The organism is Mesorhizobium sp. B2-7-2, assembly GCF_006440775.1.
Lineage (GTDB): Bacteria > Pseudomonadota > Alphaproteobacteria > Rhizobiales > Rhizobiaceae > Mesorhizobium.
Genome location: NZ_VFTZ01000001.1, coordinates 474,484 through 497,906 on the forward strand (window position 1 = coordinate 474,484; position 23,423 = coordinate 497,906).

Consider the following 23,423-nt stretch of genomic DNA (forward strand, 5'->3'; position numbering starts at 1 on the left):
ACCTCACTTCTTCTCCATCACGCATTGCAGCGGATGCTGATTCTGTCGGGCGAAATCCATGACCTGGGACACTTTGGTCTCGGCCACCTCGAATGTGTAGATGCCGCACTCGCCCACTCCATGATTGTGAACATGAAGCATGATGCGTGTGGCGGCTTCGCGGTCCTTTTGGAAAAAACGCTCCAGGACGTGAACGACGAACTCCATCGGGGTGTAGTCGTCGTTCAGAATGAGGACCCGGTAGAGACTGGGCTTCTTGGTCTTGGTTTTGGTGCGCGTGATGACAGCGGTGCCGCGACCGGGATCGTTGCGGTCTCCGTCACTTTGCATTCGCACCACGCCTGCCGTGGCAGTCAAACCGATCGTCACGTAGTCCAGCCTTTTCGAATCCTCATGCGAGTTCAACATGTAGGTTCTCGATGGACGATTTTAAGCCCTTCTGTTTAGCTGACAATATGGCTAGGTGGGCAAACCTCAGCGAATTTCTCAATCGTGAATGCGGCAAGGTGCGTCAGGTTGCGATCGCGCATGAAAAAACCCGGCCGCGTTTCCGCGACCGGGTGCTTTTGATTGGCCCGCTGGCCGTGTCCGGTGTGATCGGGCGAAATTACTTCGCCTTGGCGACCACCGATTCGAAGGGCTTGTACGCTTCCTTGGCGAGCTCGGCATAGAGATTGCCGATCTTGCTGGCCTCGGCCACGAAGCTCTCATAGCTCTGCTTGGCGTAATCGGCCTGGATCTCGACGGCCTTCTCGACGGACTTGGCCGCGAACAGCTTCTCGAAGGCGGCGGTGCCGGCTTCGAAGCTCTTCTTGGTGTATTCGCCGGCTTCGGTGGCGATCGCCTGCGCGCCCTTGGTGAGCGAGGCGAAGCTCTTCAGCCCGGTGTCGGCAAATTCCTTGCCGTATTTCGTGAAGTCCTCATAGGTCTGGGTCATTTCATACTTCCCTTTGGTTGAAACGCCCTTTTTGCCCCGGGCGCCCTTGTGCAATGCACCTCAATATATTGTGCGATGCACAAAAGTCAAGAATCCCTTGGCATGCAGGGGGTCCAGCGCCGGCGGCCGGTAAAATTCGATTAAAGAGAAGCTCGATTTGCCGAAAAATGGTGAACGCGGCGGTTACCATAAACGGATTGGTAACGCTGGGCGCGATAGCTTGGCCGGAAGTGAGGCCGGCACTCCCTTTGCCGCCTCCGGGGCAACGAAAATTCAGGGTAAGTAACGGTGCGTCAGGCGTTGTCGGGGCTGGTCTCCAAATCTTTCTCCCTCAAGGCAATCATGATCGCCGCGCTCGCGATGACGGTTGTCGTCGCCGACGTGGCGTCGGCAATGGCAGCGAGATCCTCGGCCATCGTCGTGGACGCCAAGACCGGCAAGGTGCTCTACTCCGCTGACGCCAATGGCCGGCGCTATCCCGCCTCGCTTACCAAGATGATGACCCTCTACCTCACCTTCGAAGCACTGGCGAAGGGCAGGATCAGCAAGAACACCCCGGTTCCGTTTTCCGCTCATGCCGCCGCCGAGGCGCCGACCAAGCTCGGCGTGCGCGCCGGCGGCTCGGTTCCGGTCGAGACCGCGATTCTGTCGATCGTGACGAAATCCGCCAATGACTCGGCGACCGCGCTCGGCGAGATGCTTGGCGGCAGCGAGGACAATTTCGCCCGCATGATGACGGCCAAGGCGCGCCAGCTCGGCATGAACGGCACCGTCTTCCGCAACGCCAACGGCCTGCCCGACCCGGGCCAGTTCACCACCGCTCACGACATGGCGATGCTGGGCATCGCGCTGCGCGAGCATTATCCGCAATATTACGGCTATTTCTCGCAGCGCTCGTTTCTCTACGGGCGTCAGCGCATCAACGGCCACAACCGTCTGCTCGGCCGCATCAGGGGCGTCGACGGCATCAAGACCGGGTACACCCGCGCTTCAGGCTACAACCTCGTCTCCTCCGTTGCCGATGGCGACCGCCGCCTCGTCGCGGTGGTGATGGGCGGCGCTTCCGGCCGCAGCCGCGACAACCAGATGGCCGCGCTGATCAACACCTATCTGCCGCGCGCCTCGACGCGCGGCGGCGGCGATCTCATCGCCAAGGGCAACGACAATCCGATCAAGACCTTGGCCAAGGTCCTTTTGCCCAAGCATGACGCGCCGACTCCGGACGCCAAGCCGGCTACGGATGACGCTGTCGTCGCCTCAGCCGACGATGACGTCCAGGACGACAGCCAACAGGTCGCCGAAGAGACGAGACCGGTGATCCAGATCAAGAAGGTGAAGACGGTTGCCGTGGCCGCGATGGCGCCGCCCGCCAAAACCGAGGAAGCCTCGGCCCAGGTCGTCACCGCCTATGCCGACCCAGCGCCCGCAGCACCGGCGATCGATCCGGTCAAGACATCGTCGGTGCCCTCCGGCTGGGTCGTTCAGGTTGCATCGTCGCCGACGAAAACCGGAGCCCAGGCGCTGCTCGAAAAGACGAGCAAGCAGGCGCCGAGGGTCCTGGCGGACGCATCGGGCTTCACGGTCGCTTTCGACAAGGACGGCACCACCTACTACCGCGCCCGTTTCGGCGGCTTCGGCTCGAAGGACGCAGCCTGGAAGGCCTGCGACGCCCTGAAGCGCAAGAAAATCTCGTGCTACGCCGTCGAGCAATAGGCGGCTGTTGAAATCTCCGGGAAAGTACCCGCGTCGAAGGAGACTAATCGTGATTGGAGAGCAGGACGTCCTTGGCTTCATTGATCCGCGCCGCCAGGACAGACGTGCCGCCGACATCGGCGTTCAGGCGCTGCATCAGGCGGCGGTGCGCCTTGCGGATATCCGCCGCGGCAGCCCCCGCTTCAAGACCAAGGACCTTGTAGGCCTCCTCCTTAGTCATGGAGCCCGCACCTGGCGCAACACCCAGCCCTTCGCCACCGTGCGGCTGCGCGTCCTTGCGCCAGACGGGAAAACGGCCGTCAAGATACGTCTCTAGGAGCTGGCGGCTCTCCATATCCGGGCTGAGCTCGCCATGAAGCTGGCGCAGGTCCGTCAGCCCCATTGCTCCCAGCATCTTGCCTTCATAACGCCCGGCCAGGACAAGCCCCTCAAGCTTGCCGCTGTCGTGGTCGAGGTCCATTTCGAGCGCGGCGGTGCGCACCGTCGAATGTTTGGACGCGGCGGCGCGCGCCGGAGGCCGTCTCGTGCGTATCCAGCCGACCCAGGCCAGCGCCGCGAGCAAAAGCAGTCCACCGATAAGGCTGCGGCCAAAGATCAGCATCGGCGCCCCGACAAGGCCCAGAAAAGCCGGTCCAAGCGATCTCAGACTGTCGGCCATCCTTGCGGGATCAGCACGCACAAAGAGCATGGCGGCACCGAAAAGCACCACAAGCACCGCTGCCAAAGCGAGGATCACACCCATCGGGTAGCACCGCCATACGGATGACCGAGCATAACAAATAGGATGGGACCAAGGTCCGGCGCTTGCAAGTCCCACATCGAACGAGCCGAAGGGCCAGCGGCGGGCTTGCCGGCCGGCGCGGCGCTACAGCAGGCCGAGTTCGGCGAGTTCGAGCCTCAGCTTGGGCGGCATTTCGGCGAGTGCCGCCCTGCCCTTGCCGAGATCGGCCGGTGCGTCGGCGGGCTTCAGATAGCGCCAGCCCTGGAAGGCGCGGCGCGGCTGCCAGTCGGTGCGCACCACCTCAGGATCGAGCATGAGATGACAACGGCCGATGCCCTCGCCGTCGACGAAGGGCCGGATCTCGGTGATCAGTTGCCGGCACTGCACGCTGCCCTTGATTACCCAATAGAGCGAGCCGCCATCGGTGATCTCATCGCCGCGCGTCGGCACCATGCGGGTGGTGTGCCAGTGCTCGGCCGGCTCGCCGGCACGGCGCCGCTCGTCGAGGCGGAAGGCGATCCACTCTTCGAGATCCTCGACGCTGTCGCAACCGACGCACAGTTTTAGCAGATTGAGCATGGTCGCAATCTAGCGACGGCGTAGCGGGGGTTCAACGCCTCGAGCGGTTTTGCACAGGCAAGAAAGGCTGTCGGCTCAAGAGGCTTGCATCGCCGTCTCGAGGCCTTTCTCCCTGCAAATTTCATGGAAGATCGCCAAAGATTTCGCCCCTTCGACATAGAGCTGCTCGACATCCTGCGCATAGAAGTCGGCGCCGCCAGCAAGTCCGAGAAACTCGCCTCTCAACATCCCGATTTCAGGATCGAATGCCATCGTAGCCTTATGGCCGTCGATCTCGATGATGTTCTTCATGTTCTAACTCCGTGACTCTCCAGCCATTTTCTGATGGTTTCTTAGCATAGAAGGTGACGGACCGGATGATGGCTGCGCTGGTAGTTCGGCCTTCGAGGTCAGCCGAAACATCCATCGCCTGTCATCCACGGGCGGAGCAAGGAGCGAAGCGACGCGCGCAGATCCGAGGATGACGACATTCGGAGCGCCTTGACCAATCTCGAGCTTCGAGACGCGGGGAAGGAGATCTTGGCTGCGAAGCCCTGTTCAGCACTCCACCACATTGACCGCCAGGCCGCCGAGGCTGGTTTCCTTGTATTTCTCGTTCATGTCGAGGCCGGTCTGGCGCATGGTCTCGATCGCGGCGTCGAGCGGCACGAAATGCGTGCCGTCGCCCTTGATGGCCAAGGAAGCCGCCGTTACAGCCTTCACCGCCCCCAGCGCATTTCGCTCGATGCAGGGCACCTGCACAAGGCCGCCGACCGGATCGCATGTCATGCCGAGATGATGCTCGAGCGCGATCTCGGCGGCGTTCTCCACCTGCTCGGGCGTGCCGCCCATGACGGCGCACAGCCCAGCGGCGGCCATCGCCGAAGCGGAACCCACCTCGCCCTGGCAACCAACCTCGGCGCCCGAGATCGAGGCGTTGGATTTGATGATGCCGCCGACGGCGGCGGCCGTCAGCAGGAAGTCACGGATGCTCGGCTGGTCGGCTTCAGGATGGAAATGCAGCCAGTAGCGCAGCACTGCCGGCAGCGTGCCGGCGGCGCCATTGGTCGGCGCGGTCACCACGCGCCCGCCGGCGGCGTTCTCCTCGTTGACTGCCATGGCGTAGATCGACAGCCAGTCATTGGCGAGCAAGGGATTTGGCCTGTTTTGCTGCCACTGTTCCTGCAATTTGTCGTGCAGCTGCCGCGCGCGGCGGCGCACCTTCAACCCACCCGGCATGATGCCGTCCTGCGACAAGCCGCGATCGATGCAACCCTTCATCGCGCCCCAGATCGCGTCGAGGCCTTCGTCGAGCTCCTCGCGCGACATATGCTTTTCCTCGTTGGCGCGCTTCATCTCGGCGATCGAAAGCCCACTCTTGGCCGCCATGGCCAGCATCTCGACGGCGTTCTTGAAGGGGTACGGCACGTTCTTGCCCTCGGTTGTCACCGAGCCCTTGGCCTTCATGCGCTGTAGCTCTTCCTCGGAGACGACGAAACCGCCGCCGATCGAATAATAGATGCGCTTGAGCAGCAGCCGGTCGGAAGCATCATAGGCATAGAAGGCCATGCCGTTGGCATGGCCGGCCAGCGCCGTCTTGCGGTCGAGCACGAGGTCCTTGGCGGGATCGAAGCGGTACGTCGGATGCCCAGGCGGCGAAATGCGCTTCTCCGCGCCGATGCGGGCGACGATGCCGTCGGCTTCGTCCGGATCGACCGTCTGCGGTGTCTGGCCGGCCAAGCCGAGGATGACGGCGCGGTCGGAGCCGTGGCCGATGCCGGTATAGGCAAGCGAGCCGTGCAGGCTGGCGCCGATGCGGTCAACCTTGACGCCGGCGGGCCGAGGCCAGTCGCCGGCCAGGATCTCGTCGAGGAAGCGGCGCGCGGCCGTCATCGGCCCCATCGTGTGCGAGCTCGATGGGCCGATGCCGATCTTGAACAGGTCGAAAACCGAAAGGAACACTGGGGCTTTGTCTCCTGAGGACTGCTCAAAGCATACATATAGGAATTCCCGGGATGTTTCCGCTGTTTTGCATGGCGCGGAGCGGCGGCTGCCGACCTTGTTTGCTCCGCCAGCGACATCGCTTGCCGCCTGTCGAAGTGCCGGCACCCCCTGTGTTAAAAGCAATGGATGGGCGACTCACTTCATCTTTCGGCGGCCGATCTGGCGGCGCTGGCTTTCTTCCTGGTCGTCTGGGTTGCGCACACGCTCGCCTCGGACGGCAAGCTGGTCCGTCGCATGTCGCTGACCACGGCGATGAACGCCCAGCGCGAAGCCTGGATGCGCAACATGGCCGAGCGCGAGATTCGGATCGTCGACACCGCCATCATGGGCGGCCTGCAGCAAGGCACCGCCTTCTTCGCTTCTTCTTCTCTGATCGCGCTCGGCGGCTGCTTTGCCCTGCTCGGCGCCTCAGACCGCGTGCTTGAGGTTCTGGCCGGCCTGCCCTTCGGCGCGGCTCCGTCGCGCGAAGCCTTCCAGACCAAGGTGTTCGGCCTGGTGCTTGTCCTGGCCTTCGCCTTCTTCAAATTCGGCTGGGCCTATCGCCTGTTCAACTATTGCTCGATCCTGATCGGCGCCGTGCCGACCCCGCATGGCCCGGCTTCGCGCAACCCGGTCAGCGAAACGGCGGTGTGGCGGGCGACGCGCATGAACGTGCTTGCCGGCAAGCACTTCAACTCCGGACTGCGCGCCGTCTTCTTCTCGATCGGCTATCTCGGCTGGTTCGTCGACCCGGTCGTCTTCGTGATATCGACGCTGGTGCTTCTGGCGGTGCTGGTGCGCCGCCAGTTCTTCTCGGCGGCGCGGCAAGCCGTGCTCGGTCAGACGCCCGGCCCGGGAAAGAACTGATCGATCTTGCCGGACAGCCTGTAGGCGAAAAGCCCGATCCACTCGCGCACTGCGATGGTGGTCGCCTGCACCGAATCGACCGGATTGTCGCGGTAGAGGCCGACGCCTTCCCTGCCCGAGGTGCGATAGTCGACCGGCCACGGAACGGTCGCAAAACCCGCCTTGTCGAACAGCGCCTTGGCGCGCGGCATGTGGAAAGCCGAGGTTACCAACAGCCAGGTCTCACCCGGCTTCGGCTCGATCAGTTTTCGCGAGAACACCGCATTCTCGTAAGTGTTGCGGGATTTATTCTCTAGGATCAGGCGATCGGCGGAAATGCCTAAAGCGCCGAGCAGCCGCGGCGCCGTGTCGGCATCGCCCTCGCCGTCGAGAAAAAGCGAGCCGTTGCCGCCCGATACGACGATCTTCGCTTGCGGAAAGCGCCTCGCAAGGATCGCTGTCTCCACCATGCGGTCGCCGCTGCTGTTCAGCTCGTAACCGCCGCGCGCCAGATTGATGGCGCCCTCGAAGCCGCCGCCGAGCACGACGATGCCGTCGACCTTCTCGGGCAATGGCGGCTTGGGAAAGCGTTGTTCGAGCGGATTGAGCATCATCGCGCCGACCGACGTCCAGGCCGAAAGGACCAGGATCGTGACAGCGAGCACGCTGCCCGTCGCAGCCAGCCGGCGCCGCCCGAGCAGCGCTGCCACCAGGCCGGCGAGCAACAGGAAGATCGCCAGATTGATCGGCTGGATGAAGAACCAAAGAATCTTCGAAAGATAGTAGAACACGCTTGGCACCTACCGCGCATAAGAATGGTTGGGGGCGGTAAATCGCCTGACGGCTTCCGCCACCGCCTCAGCCTCAGGCCGGCTCAGCTCCCGACCAAAGGAGATCGAACCCGTTGCGCTGGTGAAGCGGACAACTTCTTTCAAGCCGGCCTCGTCGGTCGGATAGGGATGGTCCAGGATTTCGACCGAAAGCTGTCCGCTGAAGGCCAGGGAGGCGCGGTTGGGAAGCAGGGTGCCCCTGGTTTCGCGTAGCACGACGGCTCTGGTGGCGCGTAGCTCTTCCCCGGCGGACGCTAGCCAAAGCAATTCCTTGCCAAGGAAATATGCGAACAGCCCGACAACTGCCAGGAATGAGACTAGGCCGACCAGGCCCATGGCGATCGTTTCGGGCGACCTGTCAAGGAAGCCCCAATGCGCGGTGACGGCGACGATCCCAAGCGAGAGCAGGACAAAGCCGATCCTTACAGCCGAACGCCGCGGCGGATTGCCGATGATCAGTTCGCCCCCCGTCTCGACAATGGATATGCGAGACAGGGCCGACATCCTACCACCACTTTTCCGGCTGGAACCTGCCCGCCGCCTGCTCGATGACGTTGGCCGTCTGGAACAGCGTCTCCTCGTCGAACGGGCGGCCGATCAGCTGCAGGCCGAGCGGCAGGCCCTTGCCGTCGAGGCCGGCCGGCACCGAAATGCCGGGAAGGCCGGCCATGTTCACCGTCACGGTGAAGATGTCGTTGAGATACATCTTGACCGGATCGGAGGCCATGTCCTCGTCGGCGATGCCGAAGGCGGCCGACGGCGTCGCGGGCGTCAGGATCACATCGACGCCGGCGGCAAAGACGTTCTCGAAGTCGCGCTTGATCAGCGTGCGCACCTTCTGCGCCTGCAGATAGTAAGCGTCGTAATAGCCCGCCGACAGCACATACGTGCCGATCATGATGCGCCGCTTGACCTCGCGGCCGAAACCGGCGGCGCGGGTCTTCTCATACATGTCGACGATATCCTTGCCGGGCACGCGCAGGCCGTAGCGCACGCCGTCATAGCGGGCGAGATTCGACGAAGCCTCGGCAGGAGCCACGATATAGTAGGCCGGCAAGGCATATTTGGTGTGCGGCAGGGAGATGTCGACGATTTCCGCGCCGGCGTCCTTCAGCCAGGCGATGCCTTTCTGCCAGAGCGACTCGATGTCTTCCGGCATGCCGTCGACACGATACTCCTTCGGAATACCGACCTTCATGCCCTTGATCGGCTTGCCGATCGCCGCCTCATAGTCCGGCACCGGACGGTCGACCGAGGTCGTGTCCTTCGGATCGACGGAGGCCATCGACTTCAGCAGGATGGCGGCGTCGCGCACATCGCGCGCGATGGGGCCGGCCTGATCGAGGGAGGAAGCGAAGGCGACGATGCCCCAGCGCGAGCAGCGCCCGTAAGTCGGTTTGATGCCGACCGTGCCGGTCAAGGCGGCTGGCTGGCGGATCGAGCCGCCGGTATCGGTGGCGGTGGCACCTGCGCAAAGGAAGGCGGCCACCGACGAAGCCGACCCGCCCGACGAGCCGCCCGGCACCAGCTGGGCGTTGTCCAAGGTCCGCGCCGTCTTCGTGCCGCCGGCGGGCACAAAGCCGCCATCGCCCTGATGCGTCGTCGGCATGACGACCGTATCGACACGCGAGCGTCGCCACGGATTGATCACCGGGCCGTAATAGGAGGTCTCGTTGGACGAGCCCATGGCGAACTCGTCCATGTTGAGCTTGCCGAGCATGACGGCGCCGTCGGCCCACAGATTGCTCGTAACGGTCGACTCGTAGTGCGGCTTGAAGCCGTCCAGCACGTGGCTACAGGCCTGGGTGTGGATGCCTTCGGTGGCGAACAGGTCCTTGATGCCGAGCGGAATGCCTTCCAGCGCGCCGCCCTCGCCCGTGGCGAGCCTGGCATCGGAAGCCTTGGCCATGTCGCGCGCCTTGTCGGCGGTCACAGTCACATAGGCATTGAGCACCGGATTGGCGCGATCGATCGCCGCGAGATAGGCCTCGGTGATCTCGGCCGCGGTGATCTCCTTGCCGCGCAGCTTGGCGCGGGCCTCGGAAATGGTGAGATGGGTGAGATCGCTCATCAGGCAAGGCTCTTTTCGTAAGACGCCGACCATTCGGAATCGGGATAATCCAGCACCGGTCTGCAACGCGAGAATCCGGCGCGCTCATAGACGGTCCAGGCGGCGGGGTGCCGATCGCCGGTTTCGAGGACCAGGCGCTTCAGCCCTTCCTGCCGGGCAAGCGCCTCGACACGTGCGACGATTTCGGCGCCGATCTTGCGGCCGCGATGCGAAGGCCGCGTGTACATACGCTTGACCTCGCCGACCGCATCGTCATGGCGCTTGAGCGCGCCGCAGCCGACGGCAAGGCCGTTGTCGCGGGCGATGAACACCGTCGTGTCCTCGTCGACGGTGAGATGGTAGCAGTGCTCGGGCGGCGTCAGTTCGAGCAGCGCGGCGTTGAGTTCGGCGACCAGCGCGCGCACGTCGTCCTGCAAAGGTGTCTCGACGGCGATCTCGACAGCCACGCTCTACTCCACCACCTTCGGAACGAGGAAGAAATTCTCTTCCGTCGCCGGCGCGTTGGCGACGATGTCGGCGGCCTTGTTGCCGTCGGTGACGGCATCCTGGCGCTTCTTCATCTCCATCGGCGTGACCGAGGTCATCGGCTCGACGCCCGAAACATCGACCTCGTTCAATTGCTCGACGAAGCCGAGGATGGCGTTCAATTCGCCGGTCATGCGCTCGGCGTCCTCCTCGCTCACCGCTATGCGGGCAAGGTGCGCGACGCGCTTCACGGTCTGAAGATCAACGGACATGTTCTATCGCCTCGGGAAAACCAGTTCGGGCTATAGCGGCGCGGCGCTCAGCGTGCAACACGGATCATGCCGGTTCCATCGCCACGCGGTCGCTCCCCGGGGCGCTTACGCGGCAATGCCACGCCCTCGCAGTGATAATGGCTGCCACGGTTTGCCGGCCTGTCTGCAGCGTATCTTTCCTGGCTTGGGAGCAGAGCTCTTCCGACGCAAAGAAACCTAGATCGTGATCGCCTTGCCGATGTCCGGCAGCGCCACGTTTACGCCCGAGCCTTCCATGCCGGCGACGAACTTGTCGGCGGTCTGGTCGATCATCGAGAAGGTGCCGAAATGGCAGGGAACGACCGTATCGAAGCCGAAGAAGCGGCGGCAGGCAAGGGCCGCCACGGCGCCGCCCATGGTGAAGCGGTCGCCGATCGGCACGATGCCGATCTTCGGTTCGTGCAACTCGTTGATCAGCCCCATGTCGGAGAAGATGTCGGTGTCGCCCATGTGGTAAAGCGTCTTGTCCTCGGGAAAGTGCAGGACAAGCCCGCCCGGATTGCCGAGATAGGTGTTCGTGCCGCCTTCGCCGCCGAAGGAGGACGAGTGCAGCGCCTGGACGAAGGTCGTGGTGAACGGCCCGCAATCGACGGTGCCGCCGATATTGCCCGGATTGATCTTGTCGCCGCTGACGCCCTGGCCGACGAGGTACATGCAGATCTCGAAATTGGCGACCAGCATGGCGCCGCTTTTCTTCAGCACTTCGACCGCGCCGCTGACATGGTCGTTATGGCCGTGGGTCAGGAGCACGTGGGTCACGCCTTCCGCCGGTCCTTCCCAGTCGCCCGTCCAGGACGGATTGCCGACCAGATAGGGGTCGATGAGAATGGTGGCGTCCTTGGTCTCGACGCGGAATGCCGAATGCCCGTACCATGTCAGTTTCATGAACGCTTTCCTCGATTTCTCCGTTGCCGGAAGATAGAACGCTAGTCGCAAATTGAAAGTGGCGCCCTCCTCCTACACGTCAAAAGGATGTGACGCCTGGATATCAGGAAAAGCCGTTGGGCATTATTTCAATCGAGGAACTGCCGGCGCGGCTTGCCGGCGGCAAGACGCTCGCCGGGCTCGATCTCGGCGACAAGACGATCGGCGTGGCGGTTTCCGATCGCGGGCTGTCCTTCGCCCATCCGCGCCCGGTCATCCTGCGCAGGAAATTTTCGCTGGATGCCGCCCAATTGCTCGCTCAGCTCGACAAGGACAATGTCGGCGCCTTCGTGCTCGGCCTTCCGGTCAACATGGACGGCTCGGAAGGACCCCGAGCGCAAAAATCCCGCGCCTTTGTCCGCAACATGGCGCCGCTTTCCGACCTGCCCTTCGTGCTGTGGGACGAGCGGCTGTCGACGGTTGCGGCCGAGCGGACACTGATCGAGATGGATTTCTCGCGCAAGAAGCGCGCCGGCAAGATCGATTCGGCGGCCGCCGCCTTTATTCTGCAGGGAGCCTTGGACCGGCTTCAGTCGCTGGGCCGAGCCGATCGGGGCTGATATCGCCGTGCCGGCGCTGTCTGATCCATTCGGCGATGTTGCGCCGGCGCCGGAAGGTCCAAAGCCCCATGAGCAGGAAAAAATCGAAAACGCAGGTCCGCGCTACCATGCCCGGAATGATCGCCGGATCGACGCCGAGCATCTGGCCGTAGAGCTGGAAAGCGAAATCGTGCACCTGTCGGCTCAGCATCGCATAGCCGAAATTCATGTCGTTGGCCGACAGGAAGAACCATCCCCAAAAGATGGCCATCGGAGCAGCCCAGAGCGTGAATATCGTGCGCATCAGCGCCTGCCTCCAGGCTTGTTTTCCGGGCGGCCGGATATGCGGGAAAGGAGCGAGCTGTGCGCGGCGCCCATCGCCATGCGCGAGGCGGCGCGAACATCGCCCTCAGGCAGATTCATTGCGGCGAAGGTGGAGCGGCGTTCAGCCAGCACGGCGATGTAGGAGGCAAGCAGCGCCGTCATTTGGATGGCGACGATCATGAACAGGCCGTCTACGCCTTGCGCCACGCCGCCGATGAGGATGAGCGAAAGCAGGAAAGATGCCGAGATGAAGGCGATCCGAGCCACGCTCTCGCCCGCGTCCGGCCTTGCCGCCGCGTTCAGCAGCGTTTCGACGAAGGCCCAGCAGAACAACACCGCGACGATCAACAACGCGATCGAAAGCGGCGCGACCACGGCCGCATTTTCAAACTGCGGAAACCGGTTGCCCCGGACGGAGAGGCCAAGCACGCCAAGAGCCGTCGCTATGCCGCGGCTGCCGTCCATGCAGACATAGGCAAGCAGGGCGAAAACCACCGCCCAATGCAAGGCCAGAACTGAGCTCAACACGTGCCGCATACGTTTCCCGCTGGCGGAGTTCGGGGAGGTCATGGTTAACCCTTCCCTACTCCAGCAAAGTGGAGAGTGGGCTTTGCAACGGTTCGCCGCAACGGAAACCATTTGTTAAGGTTAACAGCTATCCACAGATCGGCAATCTGCCTCGGAGCATGATGCCGAAAAGTGTAAAGCGGCTTCCGATGACATCCTGCTCTATCTCCTTGATAGAGCAGGATCAGGTCACCGGCGGATAGAGCGTGTCGATGACCATGCGCGCGTCGTGGCGCGAATCGAGCATGCCGTACGTGGTGCGCCACTGGCCGCCGAGCCGCGTTTCGACGAAAGCGTCGGCGATCCGCCCTGCCCCCAGCCGGCGAAGCTCCGCCGCCGCGGCCGAAAGCGCCAGCTGTTCGGTGAGCAGGCGCGCCGAACCCTGGTCGGTCGCGGCGACCTGCATGGCGGCCTTCAGCACGCCGATGGTGCCGCGCCCGCCGGTGCCGAGATCGCGGTCGATGCCGGTCAGCACCTCCTCGAACAGGCCGGGCGCGCGGCCGAGCACGCGCAGCACGTCGAGCGCCATGACATTGCCAGAGCCCTCCCAGATCGCGTTGACCGGCGCCTCCCGGTAGTAGCGGGCAAGCGGCGCTTCCTCGACATAGCCGTTGCCGCCAAGGCATTCCATCGCCTCGTAAAGCAGCTGCGGCGCGATCTTGCAGACCCAGTATTTGACGACAGGCGTCATGGCGCGGGCAAAGGCCGCCTCGCCGCGATCGCTTGCCGCCTCGTCGAAAGAGCGCGCCAGCCGGAACGACAGCGCCGTGGCCGCGGCGACGTCGAGCGCCATGTCGGCTAGAACCCGCTGCATCAGCGGCTGGTCGATCAGGTTGGAGCCGAACACCTGGCGATGGCGCGTGTGATGGACAGCCTCTGCGAGGCCCGCCCGCATCAGCGCCGACGAAGCGACCGCGCAGTCGAGCCTGGTCAGCGTCACCATGTCCATGATCGTCTTGACGCCTGCGCCCGGGTCGCCGACCATCTCGCCGATCGCGTTGACGAACTCCACCTCCGACGAGGCGTTCGAGCGGTTGCCGAGCTTGTCCTTCAGCCGCTGGAAGCGGAACCCGTTGCCGGAACCGTCGCCCAGGATGCGCGGCACGAGGAAGCAGGACAGCCCCTCCGGAACCTGCCCGAGCACCAGGAAGGCATCCGACATCGGCGCCGACATGAACCATTTGTGACCGGTCAACCGATAAAAACCACTACCGGTACGCTCCGCCTTGGTGGTGTTGGCGCGCACATCGGTGCCGCCCTGCTTCTCGGTCATGCCCATGCCGAGCGTCAGCCCGGTCTTCTGCACCGGCGGCTTCTGCGCCTGGTCGTATTTGCGCGTCGTCACGCGCGGCGCCCATTCGCGGAAAAGTTTCGGGCTCGCCATCAAGGCCGCCAGCGAGGCGCTGGTCATGGTGATGGGGCAAAGATGCCCCGTCTCGAGCTCGGCGGTCAGGTAGAAGCGTGCCGCCCTCACCTGATGGCGGCGGCCGATCTCGGCATCGCCGTTTTCCCATACCGAAGAATGCAGGCCGCCGGCGATCGAGCGGCGCATCAAGGCGTGATAGGCCGGATGATATTCGACAAGATCGAGTCGCCGGCCCTGGCGGTCATGGGTGCGCAATTTCGGCGTGTCGGTGTTGGCGAGGCGGGCAAGCTCCTGCGCTTCCTGCGTCATCACGAACCGGCCAAGCCCGTCGAGATCCTTGCGCACGGGGTCGGAAAAACGCTCGGCTAGCTGGATGAGCAACGGATCGCCCCGCCATGCATTGCCGCCGGCCAACGGCGGCGGCTGGTTGATCACCTCGTCGGTCACGCCCAATCCTTCAGTTGCCCAATCCTTCAGTTGGCCGAGAGGTTCTTACCATTTCCAAGCCCGCGGTCGCGAATCCGAAGCCACTGGGGCCTTATAGCCCAAGCCACGGAAGGCGCGCGACGAAAATACCGGGGAGAACGCCCGCAATCCAAAGCTGGCGCTTGCGGCAGGCCGGACCGCACCCTATAGCAGCGCCTTGAGATGACCGACGCTTCGTCCCTGCCGCTCTTCCCTCACCGCCATCTTCTGGGCATCCGCGATCTTTCCCCCGCCGATATCGAGCTGTTGCTCGATCGGGCCGACCAGGCCGTGGCAATCTCGCGGCAATCGGAAAAGAAGACCACGACGCTGCGCGGCCGCACCCAGATCAACCTGTTCTACGAGGCATCGACCCGCACGCAATCGTCCTTCGAGCTCGCCGGCAAGCGTCTCGGCGCCGACGTCATGAACATGTCGGTGGCGAGCTCCTCGGTGAAGAAGGGCGAGACGCTGATCGATACGGCGATGACCCTCAACGCCATGCGGCCCGACATCCTGATCATCCGCCACCAATCGGCGGGCGCGGCTGCGCTGCTGGCCCAGAAGGTCGGCTGCTCGGTGGTCAATGCCGGCGACGGCGCGCATGAGCACCCGACGCAGGCGCTGCTCGATGCGCTGACCATCCGCCGCGCCAAGGGGCCGCTGTCGAAGCTGATCGTGGCGATCTGCGGCGACATCCTGCATTCGCGCGTCGCCCGCTCCAACATCATACTTCTGAACGCGCTCGGCGCGCAGGTGCGCGTCGTCGCGCCCTCGACATTGCTGCCCTCCGGCATCGACAGGATGGGCGTCATCGTGTCGCGCTCGATGGCCGACGGCCTGAAGGATGCCGACGTGGTGATGATGCTTCGCCTGCAGCGCGAGCGCATGGAAGGCGCTTTCGTGCCCTCGATCCGCGAATATTTCCGCTATTTCGGCCTTGATGCCGAGAAGCTGAAAGCCGCCAAGGACGATGCGCTGGTCATGCATCCCGGCCCGATGAACCGCGGCGTCGAGATCGCCTCCGAGATCGCAGACGGACCGCAAAGCGTTATCCAGGAACAGGTCGAGATGGGGGTCGCCGTGCGCATGGCGGTCATGGAAGCGCTGCTTGATCCGCGCCGCAACCATGAAGGGCGCGGCGCATGAGCGTGACCGTCTTCAGCAAGGCGCACGTTGTCGACCCCTCGCGCGGCGTCGACGAGATCGGCAGCGTCATCGTCGACGGCCGCAAGATCGTCGCGGCCGGAAAAGCCGCATTGAACCAGGGCGTGCCGGAAGGCGCCACCGTCGTCGACTGCGCCGGCAAGACGATCATTCCGGGCCTAGTCGACGCGCGCGTCTTCATCGGCGAACCAGGCGGCGAGCATCGCGAGACCATCGCCTCGGCGAGCGTCGCCGCGGCGGCGGGCGGCGTCACCTCCATCGTCATGATGCCGGATACCGATCCCGTGATCGACAATGTCGCGCTGGTCGAATTCGTGCTGCGCACGGCGCGCGACACCGCTAGCGTCAACATCTTCCCGGCGGCAGCGATCACCAAGGGCCTCGAAGGCCGCGAGATGACCGAGTTCGGCCTGCTGCGCGAGGCCGGCGCCGTCGCCTACACCGACGGCCGCCACACGATCGCCAATGCGCTGGTAATGCGCCGGGCGCTGACCTACGCGCGCGATTTCGGCGGTGTCATCGCGCACGAAACGCAAGATGCCAACCTCGCCTCGTCCGGCGTGATGAACGAAGGGCTCTATGCGAGCTGGCTCGGCCTGTCGGGCATTCCGCGCGAGGCGGAGCTGATCCCGCTCGAACGCGACCTGGCGCTGGCCCGGCTGACCGGCGGCGCCTATCACGCGGCAAAAATCTCGTCGGCGATGGCAGCCGGCGCGGTGGACCGGGCAAAGACGGACGGCGCCAATGTCACGGCCGGGGTCGCCATCCACAATCTGTCGCTCAACGAGAACGACGTCGGCGAATACCGCACCTTCTTCCGGCTGACCCCGCCCCTGCGCGCCGAGGACGACCGGCTGGCGATGATCGAGGCGATCAAGGACGGCACGATCGACATCATCGTCTCCTCGCATGACCCGCAGGACGTCGACACCAAGCGCCTGCCCTTCGCCGACGCCGCCGCCGGCGCCATCGGGCTGGAGACGCTGCTTGGCGCTGCGCTTCGGCTCTACCACAATGGCGACGTGCCGTTGCTCAGGCTGATCGAGACGCTGTCCACGGCGCCGGCCAGACTGTTCGGCCTGCCGGGCGGCACGCTGAAGCCGGGCGCACCGGCCGACGTCGCGGTCGTCGATCTCGACGCGCCGTGGATCGTCAGCGAGAGCGGTCTGCGCTCACGCTCGAAGAACACCTGTTTCGAGGGCGCGCGCCTGCAGGGCAAGGTCCTGCAGACGATGGTCGCGGGCCGCACGGTGTTTTCCGCATAAGCCACCGCATCGCTTGAGTCCTGGTGAGTCTGCCCGGCATTGACTTGCTTGGCGAACCCTCCCGACTCTACCATTATGATAAATTCACGCCCAAGAAGGCCAGCACTTGCAAACCATGGTTGCATCGCGCACAGTGTATCAATCATAGGGCGAACTACCAAAGCGACAGGAAAGATGGGGAAACAATGGGTTACGCGATCGCGCTCGTCTTCGGCTATCTGCTCGGCTCGATCCCGTTCGGGCTCCTGATCACCCGCGCGGCCGGGCTCGGCGACGTCCGCCAGATCGGCTCCGGCAACATCGGCGCGACCAATGTGCTGAGGACGGGTAACAAGGGCCTTGCTGCCGCCACGCTGCTGCTCGATGCGCTGAAAGGCACTGCCGCGGTGCTGATCGCCGGACATTTTTCGCCGGACTTCGGACTGTTGGCCGGTTTCGGTGCCTTTCTCGGCCACCTCTTCCCGGTCTGGCTCGGCTTCAAGGGCGGCAAGGGTGTCGCCACCTATCTCGGCGTGCTGCTTGGCCTTGCCTGGCAAGGCATGCTTGTCTTCGCCGTTGTCTGGCTCGCGATGGCCTTCCTGTTCCGCTATTCCTCGCTGGCGGCGCTGGCGGCCGCGGTGGTCGTGCCGATCGCGCTCTATTTCATCAGCACACCGCAGATCGCCGGCCTGTTCGCGCTGATGAGCCTGATCGTCTTCATCAAGCACCGCGCCAACATCTCGCGGCTGCTGGCCGGCACCGAGGACAAGATCGGGGCGAAGGGATGAGCGCCCTGGCTGCCGGCCCCCATCTCAGCGATCGGCAGCGGCTTGCCTGGCTTCGCCTGATCCGCACGCCCAATGTCGGCCCGGCCTCGTTTCGCGAGCTGATCAACCGCTTCGGCTCGGCCGAAGCCGCGCTTGAAATGCTGCCGGAGCTGATGATCTCCGGCGGCGCCAATCGCATCGTCCGCATCCCCTCCATCGCCGAGGCCGAAGCCGAGGTGGACGCCGCCCGGCGCGCCGGCGCCCGCTTCGTCGGCATCGGCGAGGCCGATTATCCGCCCTTGCTGAGGACGCTGGACAACCCGCCGCCGTTGTTGGCGGTAAAAGGCGAAGGCGCGGTCTTCCGCCTGCCGGCGGTGGCGATCGTCGGCGCTCGCAACGCCTCTCTGGCCGGCATCAAGATGGCGCGCATGCTGGCGGCCGATCTCGGCCGCGACGGCTACGCCATCGTTTCCGGCCTGGCGCGCGGCATCGACACGGCCGCGCACAAAGGCAGCGTTTCGACCGGCACAGTCGGTGTGCTGGCCGGCGGGCTCGATGTGCCCTACCCGCCTGAAAATGCCGGCCTTTGCGATGAGATCGCCGATCGTGGCGGCGCCATCGTTTCCGAGATGCCCTTCGGCTGGCAGCCGCGGGCCCAGGATTTCCCGCGCCGCAACCGCCTGGTCGCAGGGATGGCGCTTGGACTGGTGGTGGTCGAGGCGGCGCAGCGCTCCGGCTCCCTGATCAGCGCGCGCCTCGCCAACGAAATGGGCCGGCTGGTCTTCGCCGTGCCGGGCTCGCCGCTCGATCCGCGCGCTGCCGGCTGCAACGCGCTGCTCAAGGACGGCGTCACGCTCGTCACCGAAGCCGCCGACGTGCTCGGCGCGCTGGCGCCGCTTGCCGGCACCCGGCTTCCAAGAACCGCCCCACTTGCCGAGGCGCCCGACATATCAGCCATGCCGCCGCCAGGCGAAAACGACCGCGCCGATGTGCTGGAAGCGCTCGGGCCCACGCCGACAGGCATAGACGAGATCATCCGCCACACGGGACTGAGCGCTGCGCAGATTGCGATGGTGCTCCTGGAACTCGATCTCGCCGGACGGCTCGAGCGCCACGCCGGCGGAAACGTGTCGCTGATCGCGTGACCTGGCCCGTTTACCTGCAACGCTGATTTCCTTACCGGAACAGATATTTGGACACTTCCGGATTGCCGCGACGCCACATCACGTTGTCGAGGAAATAGTGGTGCACATTGATGAAGATCAGCACGATGAAGAAGAACAGCGACGAACCGAGCACCTGCTTGTCGTAGGGAACCAAGGCGGTCAGCACGAACGGTATCAGCCAGAAGCCGAGATAGCCAAGCGCCCCACCCCCGATGATGAATCCCAGCACCCGCAACCGATAGTGGGGCCCGAGCACGGATAGTATCTTCGGTTTCGGATCCCGCGCAGCATCCAAAACGTCACGCTCGACATTGGTCTGATAGCGCCACACCACGGCCAGATATTGCAGCGAGTGCAGCGCCGGCACCACGAGCAGCCAGAGCGGGTTTATCCTGGCGATCAGGATCCAGAGATAGAGCGAGGCGACATAGGCCACGATGCCGTTGTAAGGCAGTCCGCCGCCATTCCTTCGCCAGCGGTTGACCAGCATGAAAAGCGTGGCCGCCGTCGATCCGACGGCCGCCAGCACCGCAATGTCGGTTACCCAGGACGGCGCCGCGAAGGTGTAATATTGAAGACCGTAATACTGCCCTTGCGTCACGGCCGTATTCGTCTGCAGCCAGGCCAGGATCCACACCGCATAGCTGTTGACGAGCAGCACCTTCTTGTCCCGATCGTCGAAGAATTTGCGCTTCAAGACGGCGTCGACCATCAGCATGCCGTAGCCTTGCTTGACGTAGTGCCAGCCGACGAAGAAGAACATCGCGTTGGCCGCGAAGCCGAGCAGCCGCGTGTTCGACGTCGCCGCGCCATAGGCAAAGAACAGGGCCATGACCACCGGAACGATGACGCCGGCAAAAATGTAGCGAAGCTGCAGGCTTCTGTCGTAGCCCTCGCCCCGCGCCTTGCGGCCGAAATTGCGGTAGAAAATCTGGTAGGAGTGGGCGAAGTGCGGATAGTTCACCACATAGGCCACGACGACCATCGTCGCGGCCAATGAGCCTTCATACTCGCGCGGCACCAGGAACAGCAGTGGCAGGATCAGAAACGCGCTGCCGCCGAGCATCAGGAAATCGGCGACCGGGCCGAAAAGATATCTGCCCGGCGGCGTCGCCGCCTTGGGCGCCTGCGCATCTACCGAAAGGTCAAGTGCCATCCTGGAGCCTCCCTCGGAGGCGCCGAGTTTAACCACGACCCCATCCAGGGACAAGTTTGCCCGTGACCGACACGCATTGTCTTGGGGAAAGTCACCCCCTCACGGCAAGACAGCCCGAGCGATCTTCATCAGCCGCTTTCTGGCTTCTGCCACGCGCTTCTGTTCCGACCGTATGCGGTCGCACAGGACAAGATTGATCCCCACACCGCAGTCCTCGTCCAGCATTTCCTTTGCGTGATTGAGAGAAGTCTCCGCGCGCTTCACGCTCTGCCTGGCCCTGGCCAGTTCCAAGTTCAGTACGTCCACTGTATCCGCATCCCAGATTGCGGTCCCTTCAACAGAGAAACAGCCGCGCGCAAGTTTTTGTTCCGATTGCCGGAGACGCAGACAAATGTGCTGCTTCGATCGCCCCGGACATGGAAGCGCCCGTGGGGTCGGATCTCGCATCTATTTGGGTGTTAAAAATTTTGGTGAGCGCGATGGGATTCGAACCCATGACCTACTGATTAAAAGTCAGTTGCTCTACCGGCTGAGCTACGCGCTCCCGTGGGCTCGGAACGCCGCCCTCGAAATTGGGCGGAACATAGGGAGAGTGCCGCGGCCGGTCAACCGGAAAAAGACGGGCTTCCAAGGCGGGTTTCTTGAACGGATTCGAAGGGGCGCCGAGGGTGGACGGCTTTCGATGCCTGCGCCAATGGCCCGGCTTGGGGCTGCTTTAGAAAGCCCTACAATAACAATGGGCTGAAACAATGGGCTGATGGTGGAACGGGAACCATTGCAATCCGGGCCCGTTTCGCAAAACAGGACGTCCCATCAACCATCGAGGAGAAGATCAATGAACAAGATCGCATCGGGCCTGTTGGCAACCGCTCTCTCGGCGTCGTTCGTCGCGGCGGAGATGGTGCCGGTCAACGCTCAGCCAGCTTATGTACCGCAACCCCAAGGCCTGTCGTCAGATCTCCAGACCGTGCAGTATCGGGATTGGAGAAGGCACCGTGCCTTTAACCGGGATTTCTCGCGTCGTGGCGACGCCGTCTACTGGAACGGCCATCGCGGCTATCGTGAGTATCGCCGCGGCTATCGCCGGCATGGCGACTATTGGTTCCCGCTGGCCGCTTTCGCCACCGGCGCGCTGATCACCGGCGCCATCGTCAACAGCGAGAACAACCGCGTCTATCGCGGCAACTCGCACGTGCAGTGGTGCTACGACCGCTACCGCTCCTATCGCGCCTCGGACAACACCTTCCAGCCTAACAACGGCCCGCGTCAGCAGTGCGTTTCGCCCTACTGACGGCCTCCAGTCAGTACCCAGGGTCGTTGACTGAGCCCGTGCCTCGAGAGGCACGGGCTCTCTCGTTCCGACGTTAGCGAGAGCTCAGCGTCCTGCGCACCGCATCGCGCCATCCGGCCAGTTTCGCCCCGCGCGTTGCGGCGTCCATCTGCGGCTTGAAGCGCCGCTCCAGCGCCCAGCTCTTTGCGAATTCTTTCGCTTTCGGCCAGACGCCGGCCTTTGACCCGGCAAGCCAGGCCGCGCCCAGCGCCGTCGTCTCCAGGATCGTCGGACGGTCGACCGGCGCGTCGAGAATGTCGGCGAGCCTCTGCATGGTCCAGTCGGACGCCACCATGCCGCCGTCGACGCGAAGCACCGTCTTGGCCGAAGCGCCTTTCCAGTCCTTGCGCATGGCGTCGAGCAGGTCGCGCGTCTGGAAGGCGACCGATTCAAGTGCCGCGCGCGCGAACTCGGCCGGGCCCGAATTGCGCGTCAAGCCGAAGATCGCGCCGCGCGCTTCCGCGTCCCAGTGCGGCGCACCCAGGCCGACGAAGGCCGGCACCAGATAGACCTGCTGCGCAGGGTCAGCGGTCGCAGCCAATACTCCGCTCTGCTCGGCCTTGCCGATCACCTTGATGCCGTCGCGCAGCCACTGCACGGCGGCGCCCGCGATGAAGATCGAGCCTTCCAGCGCGTAGGTTGTCTTGCCGTTGAGCCGATAAGCGATGGTAGTCAAAAGCCGGTTCTTCGAACGCACCAGATCGGCGCCGGTGTTGAGCAGCGCGAAGCAACCGGTGCCGTAGGTGGATTTCATCATGCCGGGCTCGAAGCAGGCTTGGCCGATGGTCGCCGCATGCTGGTCGCCGGCGACGCCCAGGATCCGCATCTCGGCTCCGAAAAGGCTCTTCTCGGTGACGCCGAAATCGTCGGCGCAGTCCTTCACCTCAGGCAGGATCGCGGCCGGGATCTTCAGGATCGAGAGCAGCTCGTCGTCCCAGACATTCTTCTCGATGTTGTAGACCAGCGTGCGCGAGGCATTTGTCGCGTCGGTAGCATGCATTTGGCCGCCGGTCAGCCGCCAGATGAGAAAGCTGTCGATGGTGCCGGCAAGCAGTTCGCCCTTCTCGGCGCGCTTCCTGGCACCCTTCACCTTGTCCAGCATCCAGGCGATCTTGGTGCCGGAGAAATAGGGGTCGAGCAGCAGGCCGGTCTTCTTCGTGAATGTCTTCTCCAGCCCCAGCTTCTTCAGCTTCTGGCAGAGCGGCGCGGTGCGCCTGTCCTGCCACACGATCGCGTTATGGATAGGCTTGCCGGTCGCCTTGTCCCAGATGACGACCGTCTCGCGCTGATTGGTGATGCCGATCGCGGCCACATCCGAAGCCGTGCGGCCGGCGGCCTTCAACGCCGCTTTCACCGTGGCGAGCACGCTTGCCCAGATGTCTTCCGGGTCGTGTTCGACCCAGCCGGAAGCCGGATAATGCTGCATGAATTCCTGCTGGCCGGTGCCGGCGACTTTCATCTTGTCGTCGAACAGGATGGCGCGAGTCGAAGTCGTGCCTTGGTCGATGGCTAGGACGAAGCCGGACATAAATCATTCACTCCTGGGCAGCCGTGTTTAATGCAGCTGCAATCCTTCCATAAGCGGCGTCGGCGAGCCGAAGCATGGGCTCGGCATCAACGTTCAAAATCAAATCTCGGCTGCGAATTAAAGCCCGGATGACTGAGTGATCAGGCCGAAACCAACGGCCATCGTCGGTTAGCACGCCCTCTGGGTTGATCCCTTCACCGAAGATCATTGCATAGGCGGCGAGGTAGGCGACAGATCGAGGATATTCGGCCTGCGTATCCCTGGGCCCATTTTGCCATTTTTCCAGTACTGCCGATCGATCGAAGGGCCGATCTTCAATAGTGCAGGCCGATGCGCGGTCACGAGCGCGGCTATTGGGATTCAACAGACGCCCAAAAGACCGAACAATTTCGTCAATGTTTCGCGAGTGCATCGCTTCCCCCTCGAACGCAAATGGGCCGGAGTG

General features: G+C 63.8%; 27 protein-coding genes and 1 tRNA gene. 8 read left to right on the forward strand and 20 right to left on the reverse strand.

Annotation, left to right across the window (positions count from 1 at the left end; all coding sequences use genetic code 11):
* Window positions 1-3: 3 nt before the first annotated feature.
* Both clpS and FJ425_RS02385 read right to left on the reverse strand, forming a co-directional pair.
* Entirely contained in the window at window positions 4-330 is a 327-nt protein-coding gene (gene clpS / locus FJ425_RS02380; protein WP_036258315.1) for an ATP-dependent Clp protease adapter ClpS, read from the reverse strand.
* 277 nt (window positions 331-607) lie between these two features.
* Complete coding sequence (locus FJ425_RS02385; protein ID WP_140627827.1) at window positions 608-937, reverse strand: phasin family protein; 330 nt, start codon at window positions 935-937, stop codon at window positions 608-610.
* 288 nt (window positions 938-1,225) lie between these two features.
* On the opposite strand from FJ425_RS02385, the gene FJ425_RS02390 reads away from it, so the two are divergent.
* Window positions 1,226-2,650, forward strand: a complete 1,425-nt coding sequence (locus FJ425_RS02390; protein ID WP_140627825.1) for a D-alanyl-D-alanine carboxypeptidase — start codon at window positions 1,226-1,228, stop codon at window positions 2,648-2,650.
* A gap of 43 nt (window positions 2,651-2,693) precedes the next feature.
* Here the strand turns inward: FJ425_RS02390 and FJ425_RS02395 are convergent, their stop codons facing one another.
* The 4 genes from FJ425_RS02395 to FJ425_RS02410 form a co-directional block, all read right to left on the reverse strand.
* Window positions 2,694-3,392: a molecular chaperone DnaJ gene (locus FJ425_RS02395; RefSeq protein ID WP_095765344.1), complete on the reverse strand. Its 699-nt coding sequence runs from the start codon at window positions 3,390-3,392 to the stop codon at window positions 2,694-2,696.
* Between the two features lie 123 nt (window positions 3,393-3,515).
* Window positions 3,516-3,950 (reverse strand): DUF1489 family protein, encoded by a 435-nt coding sequence (locus FJ425_RS02400; protein WP_140545757.1) that lies wholly within the window; start codon window positions 3,948-3,950, stop codon window positions 3,516-3,518.
* A gap of 75 nt (window positions 3,951-4,025) precedes the next feature.
* Complete coding sequence (locus FJ425_RS31915; RefSeq protein WP_140545758.1) at window positions 4,026-4,241, reverse strand: type II toxin-antitoxin system HicB family antitoxin; 216 nt, start codon at window positions 4,239-4,241, stop codon at window positions 4,026-4,028.
* A 246-nt stretch (window positions 4,242-4,487) separates the two neighbouring features.
* Window positions 4,488-5,891 carry an L-serine ammonia-lyase gene (locus tag FJ425_RS02410; RefSeq protein WP_140721455.1) on the reverse strand — a complete coding sequence of 468 codons (1,404 nt, stop codon included), beginning with the start codon at window positions 5,889-5,891 and terminating at the stop codon, window positions 4,488-4,490.
* A gap of 168 nt (window positions 5,892-6,059) precedes the next feature.
* Here FJ425_RS02410 and FJ425_RS02415 point away from each other — a divergent pair, with 168 nt between their 5' ends.
* Complete coding sequence (locus tag FJ425_RS02415; protein WP_140721458.1) at window positions 6,060-6,779, forward strand: DUF599 domain-containing protein; 720 nt, start codon at window positions 6,060-6,062, stop codon at window positions 6,777-6,779.
* Here FJ425_RS02415 and FJ425_RS02420 read toward each other — a convergent pair.
* The 6 genes from FJ425_RS02420 to FJ425_RS02445 all read right to left on the reverse strand — a co-directional run bounded on the left by FJ425_RS02420 (window position 6,752) and on the right by FJ425_RS02445 (window position 11,320).
* Window positions 6,752-7,549: a YdcF family protein gene (locus tag FJ425_RS02420; protein ID WP_140721462.1), complete on the reverse strand. Its 798-nt coding sequence runs from the start codon at window positions 7,547-7,549 to the stop codon at window positions 6,752-6,754. The two genes, FJ425_RS02415 and FJ425_RS02420, sit on opposite strands and share 28 nt — an antisense overlap.
* A gap of 9 nt (window positions 7,550-7,558) precedes the next feature.
* Window positions 7,559-8,092, reverse strand: coding sequence for a hypothetical protein (locus tag FJ425_RS02425; RefSeq protein WP_140721465.1), 534 nt, complete (start codon window positions 8,090-8,092; stop codon window positions 7,559-7,561).
* Window position 8,093: 1 nt separating this feature from the next.
* On the reverse strand, window positions 8,094-9,659 hold the full coding sequence (locus FJ425_RS02430; RefSeq protein ID WP_140721468.1) for an amidase family protein: 1,566 nt from the start codon (window positions 9,657-9,659) through the stop codon (window positions 8,094-8,096).
* Complete coding sequence (locus tag FJ425_RS02435) at window positions 9,659-10,105, reverse strand: GNAT family N-acetyltransferase (RefSeq protein ID WP_140721471.1); 447 nt, start codon at window positions 10,103-10,105, stop codon at window positions 9,659-9,661. The genes FJ425_RS02430 and FJ425_RS02435 overlap by 1 nt, the downstream gene beginning before the upstream one ends.
* A gap of 3 nt (window positions 10,106-10,108) precedes the next feature.
* Window positions 10,109-10,396, reverse strand: a complete 288-nt coding sequence (gene gatC, locus FJ425_RS02440; protein WP_140545764.1) for an Asp-tRNA(Asn)/Glu-tRNA(Gln) amidotransferase subunit GatC — start codon at window positions 10,394-10,396, stop codon at window positions 10,109-10,111.
* Between the two features lie 216 nt (window positions 10,397-10,612).
* A complete protein-coding gene (locus tag FJ425_RS02445) occupies window positions 10,613-11,320 on the reverse strand; it encodes a metal-dependent hydrolase (RefSeq protein WP_140721474.1) in 708 nt (235 codons plus the stop codon).
* 116 nt (window positions 11,321-11,436) lie between these two features.
* Between FJ425_RS02445 and ruvX the strand changes: the two genes are divergently transcribed.
* Window positions 11,437-11,919: a Holliday junction resolvase RuvX gene (gene ruvX, locus FJ425_RS02450; protein WP_140721477.1), complete on the forward strand. Its 483-nt coding sequence runs from the start codon at window positions 11,437-11,439 to the stop codon at window positions 11,917-11,919.
* On the opposite strand, the gene FJ425_RS02455 is transcribed toward ruvX, so the two are convergent.
* The 3 genes from FJ425_RS02455 to FJ425_RS02465 form a co-directional block, all read right to left on the reverse strand.
* The gene (locus tag FJ425_RS02455) at window positions 11,861-12,202 is read right to left on the reverse strand and encodes a DUF6105 family protein (protein ID WP_140721480.1); all 342 of its coding nucleotides are present in this window, start codon (window positions 12,200-12,202) and stop codon (window positions 11,861-11,863) included. The genes ruvX and FJ425_RS02455 overlap by 59 nt on opposite strands.
* Window positions 12,202-12,759: a hypothetical protein gene (locus FJ425_RS02460; protein ID WP_140721658.1), complete on the reverse strand. Its 558-nt coding sequence runs from the start codon at window positions 12,757-12,759 to the stop codon at window positions 12,202-12,204. Before FJ425_RS02460 ends, FJ425_RS02455 begins: the two co-directional genes overlap by 1 nt.
* A gap of 214 nt (window positions 12,760-12,973) precedes the next feature.
* Window positions 12,974-14,602: a DNA alkylation response protein gene (locus tag FJ425_RS02465; RefSeq protein WP_140721483.1), complete on the reverse strand. Its 1,629-nt coding sequence runs from the start codon at window positions 14,600-14,602 to the stop codon at window positions 12,974-12,976.
* Window positions 14,603-14,803: 201 nt separating this feature from the next.
* Between FJ425_RS02465 and FJ425_RS02470 the strand changes: the two genes are divergently transcribed.
* The 4 genes from FJ425_RS02470 (at window position 14,804) to dprA (ending at window position 18,943) form a co-directional block, all read left to right on the forward strand.
* Window positions 14,804-15,769, forward strand: coding sequence for an aspartate carbamoyltransferase catalytic subunit (locus FJ425_RS02470; RefSeq protein WP_140627801.1), 966 nt, complete (start codon window positions 14,804-14,806; stop codon window positions 15,767-15,769).
* Window positions 15,766-17,052, forward strand: a complete 1,287-nt coding sequence (locus FJ425_RS02475) for a dihydroorotase (RefSeq protein ID WP_140627799.1) — start codon at window positions 15,766-15,768, stop codon at window positions 17,050-17,052. Before FJ425_RS02470 ends, FJ425_RS02475 begins: the two co-directional genes overlap by 4 nt.
* A gap of 185 nt (window positions 17,053-17,237) precedes the next feature.
* Window positions 17,238-17,819 carry a glycerol-3-phosphate 1-O-acyltransferase PlsY gene (gene plsY, locus FJ425_RS02480; RefSeq protein ID WP_140627798.1) on the forward strand — a complete coding sequence of 194 codons (582 nt, stop codon included), beginning with the start codon at window positions 17,238-17,240 and terminating at the stop codon, window positions 17,817-17,819.
* Window positions 17,816-18,943, forward strand: coding sequence for a DNA-processing protein DprA (gene dprA / locus FJ425_RS02485; RefSeq protein ID WP_140627796.1), 1,128 nt, complete (start codon window positions 17,816-17,818; stop codon window positions 18,941-18,943). Before plsY ends, dprA begins: the two co-directional genes overlap by 4 nt.
* A 31-nt stretch (window positions 18,944-18,974) precedes the next feature.
* Here the strand turns inward: dprA and FJ425_RS02490 are convergent, their stop codons facing one another.
* The 3 genes from FJ425_RS02490 to FJ425_RS02500 form a co-directional block, all read right to left on the reverse strand.
* Entirely contained in the window at window positions 18,975-20,120 is a 1,146-nt protein-coding gene (locus tag FJ425_RS02490; protein ID WP_140627794.1) for a hypothetical protein, read from the reverse strand.
* A gap of 99 nt (window positions 20,121-20,219) precedes the next feature.
* The gene (locus FJ425_RS02495) at window positions 20,220-20,426 is read right to left on the reverse strand and encodes a hypothetical protein (RefSeq protein WP_140721486.1); all 207 of its coding nucleotides are present in this window, start codon (window positions 20,424-20,426) and stop codon (window positions 20,220-20,222) included.
* Window positions 20,427-20,588: 162 nt separating this feature from the next.
* Window positions 20,589-20,664: transfer RNA gene (locus FJ425_RS02500), tRNA-Lys, on the reverse strand.
* Between the two features lie 291 nt (window positions 20,665-20,955).
* Between FJ425_RS02500 and FJ425_RS02505 the strand changes: the two genes are divergently transcribed.
* A complete protein-coding gene (locus tag FJ425_RS02505; protein ID WP_140627790.1) occupies window positions 20,956-21,411 on the forward strand; it encodes a BA14K family protein in 456 nt (151 codons plus the stop codon).
* A 73-nt stretch (window positions 21,412-21,484) separates the two neighbouring features.
* On the opposite strand, the gene glpK is transcribed toward FJ425_RS02505, so the two are convergent.
* Both glpK and FJ425_RS02515 read right to left on the reverse strand, forming a co-directional pair.
* Complete coding sequence (glpK, locus tag FJ425_RS02510; protein WP_140627788.1) at window positions 21,485-22,978, reverse strand: glycerol kinase GlpK; 1,494 nt, start codon at window positions 22,976-22,978, stop codon at window positions 21,485-21,487.
* A 7-nt stretch (window positions 22,979-22,985) separates the two neighbouring features.
* A complete protein-coding gene (locus tag FJ425_RS02515) occupies window positions 22,986-23,390 on the reverse strand; it encodes a hypothetical protein (protein ID WP_140627786.1) in 405 nt (134 codons plus the stop codon).
* Between the last annotated feature and the right edge of the window lie 33 nt (window positions 23,391-23,423).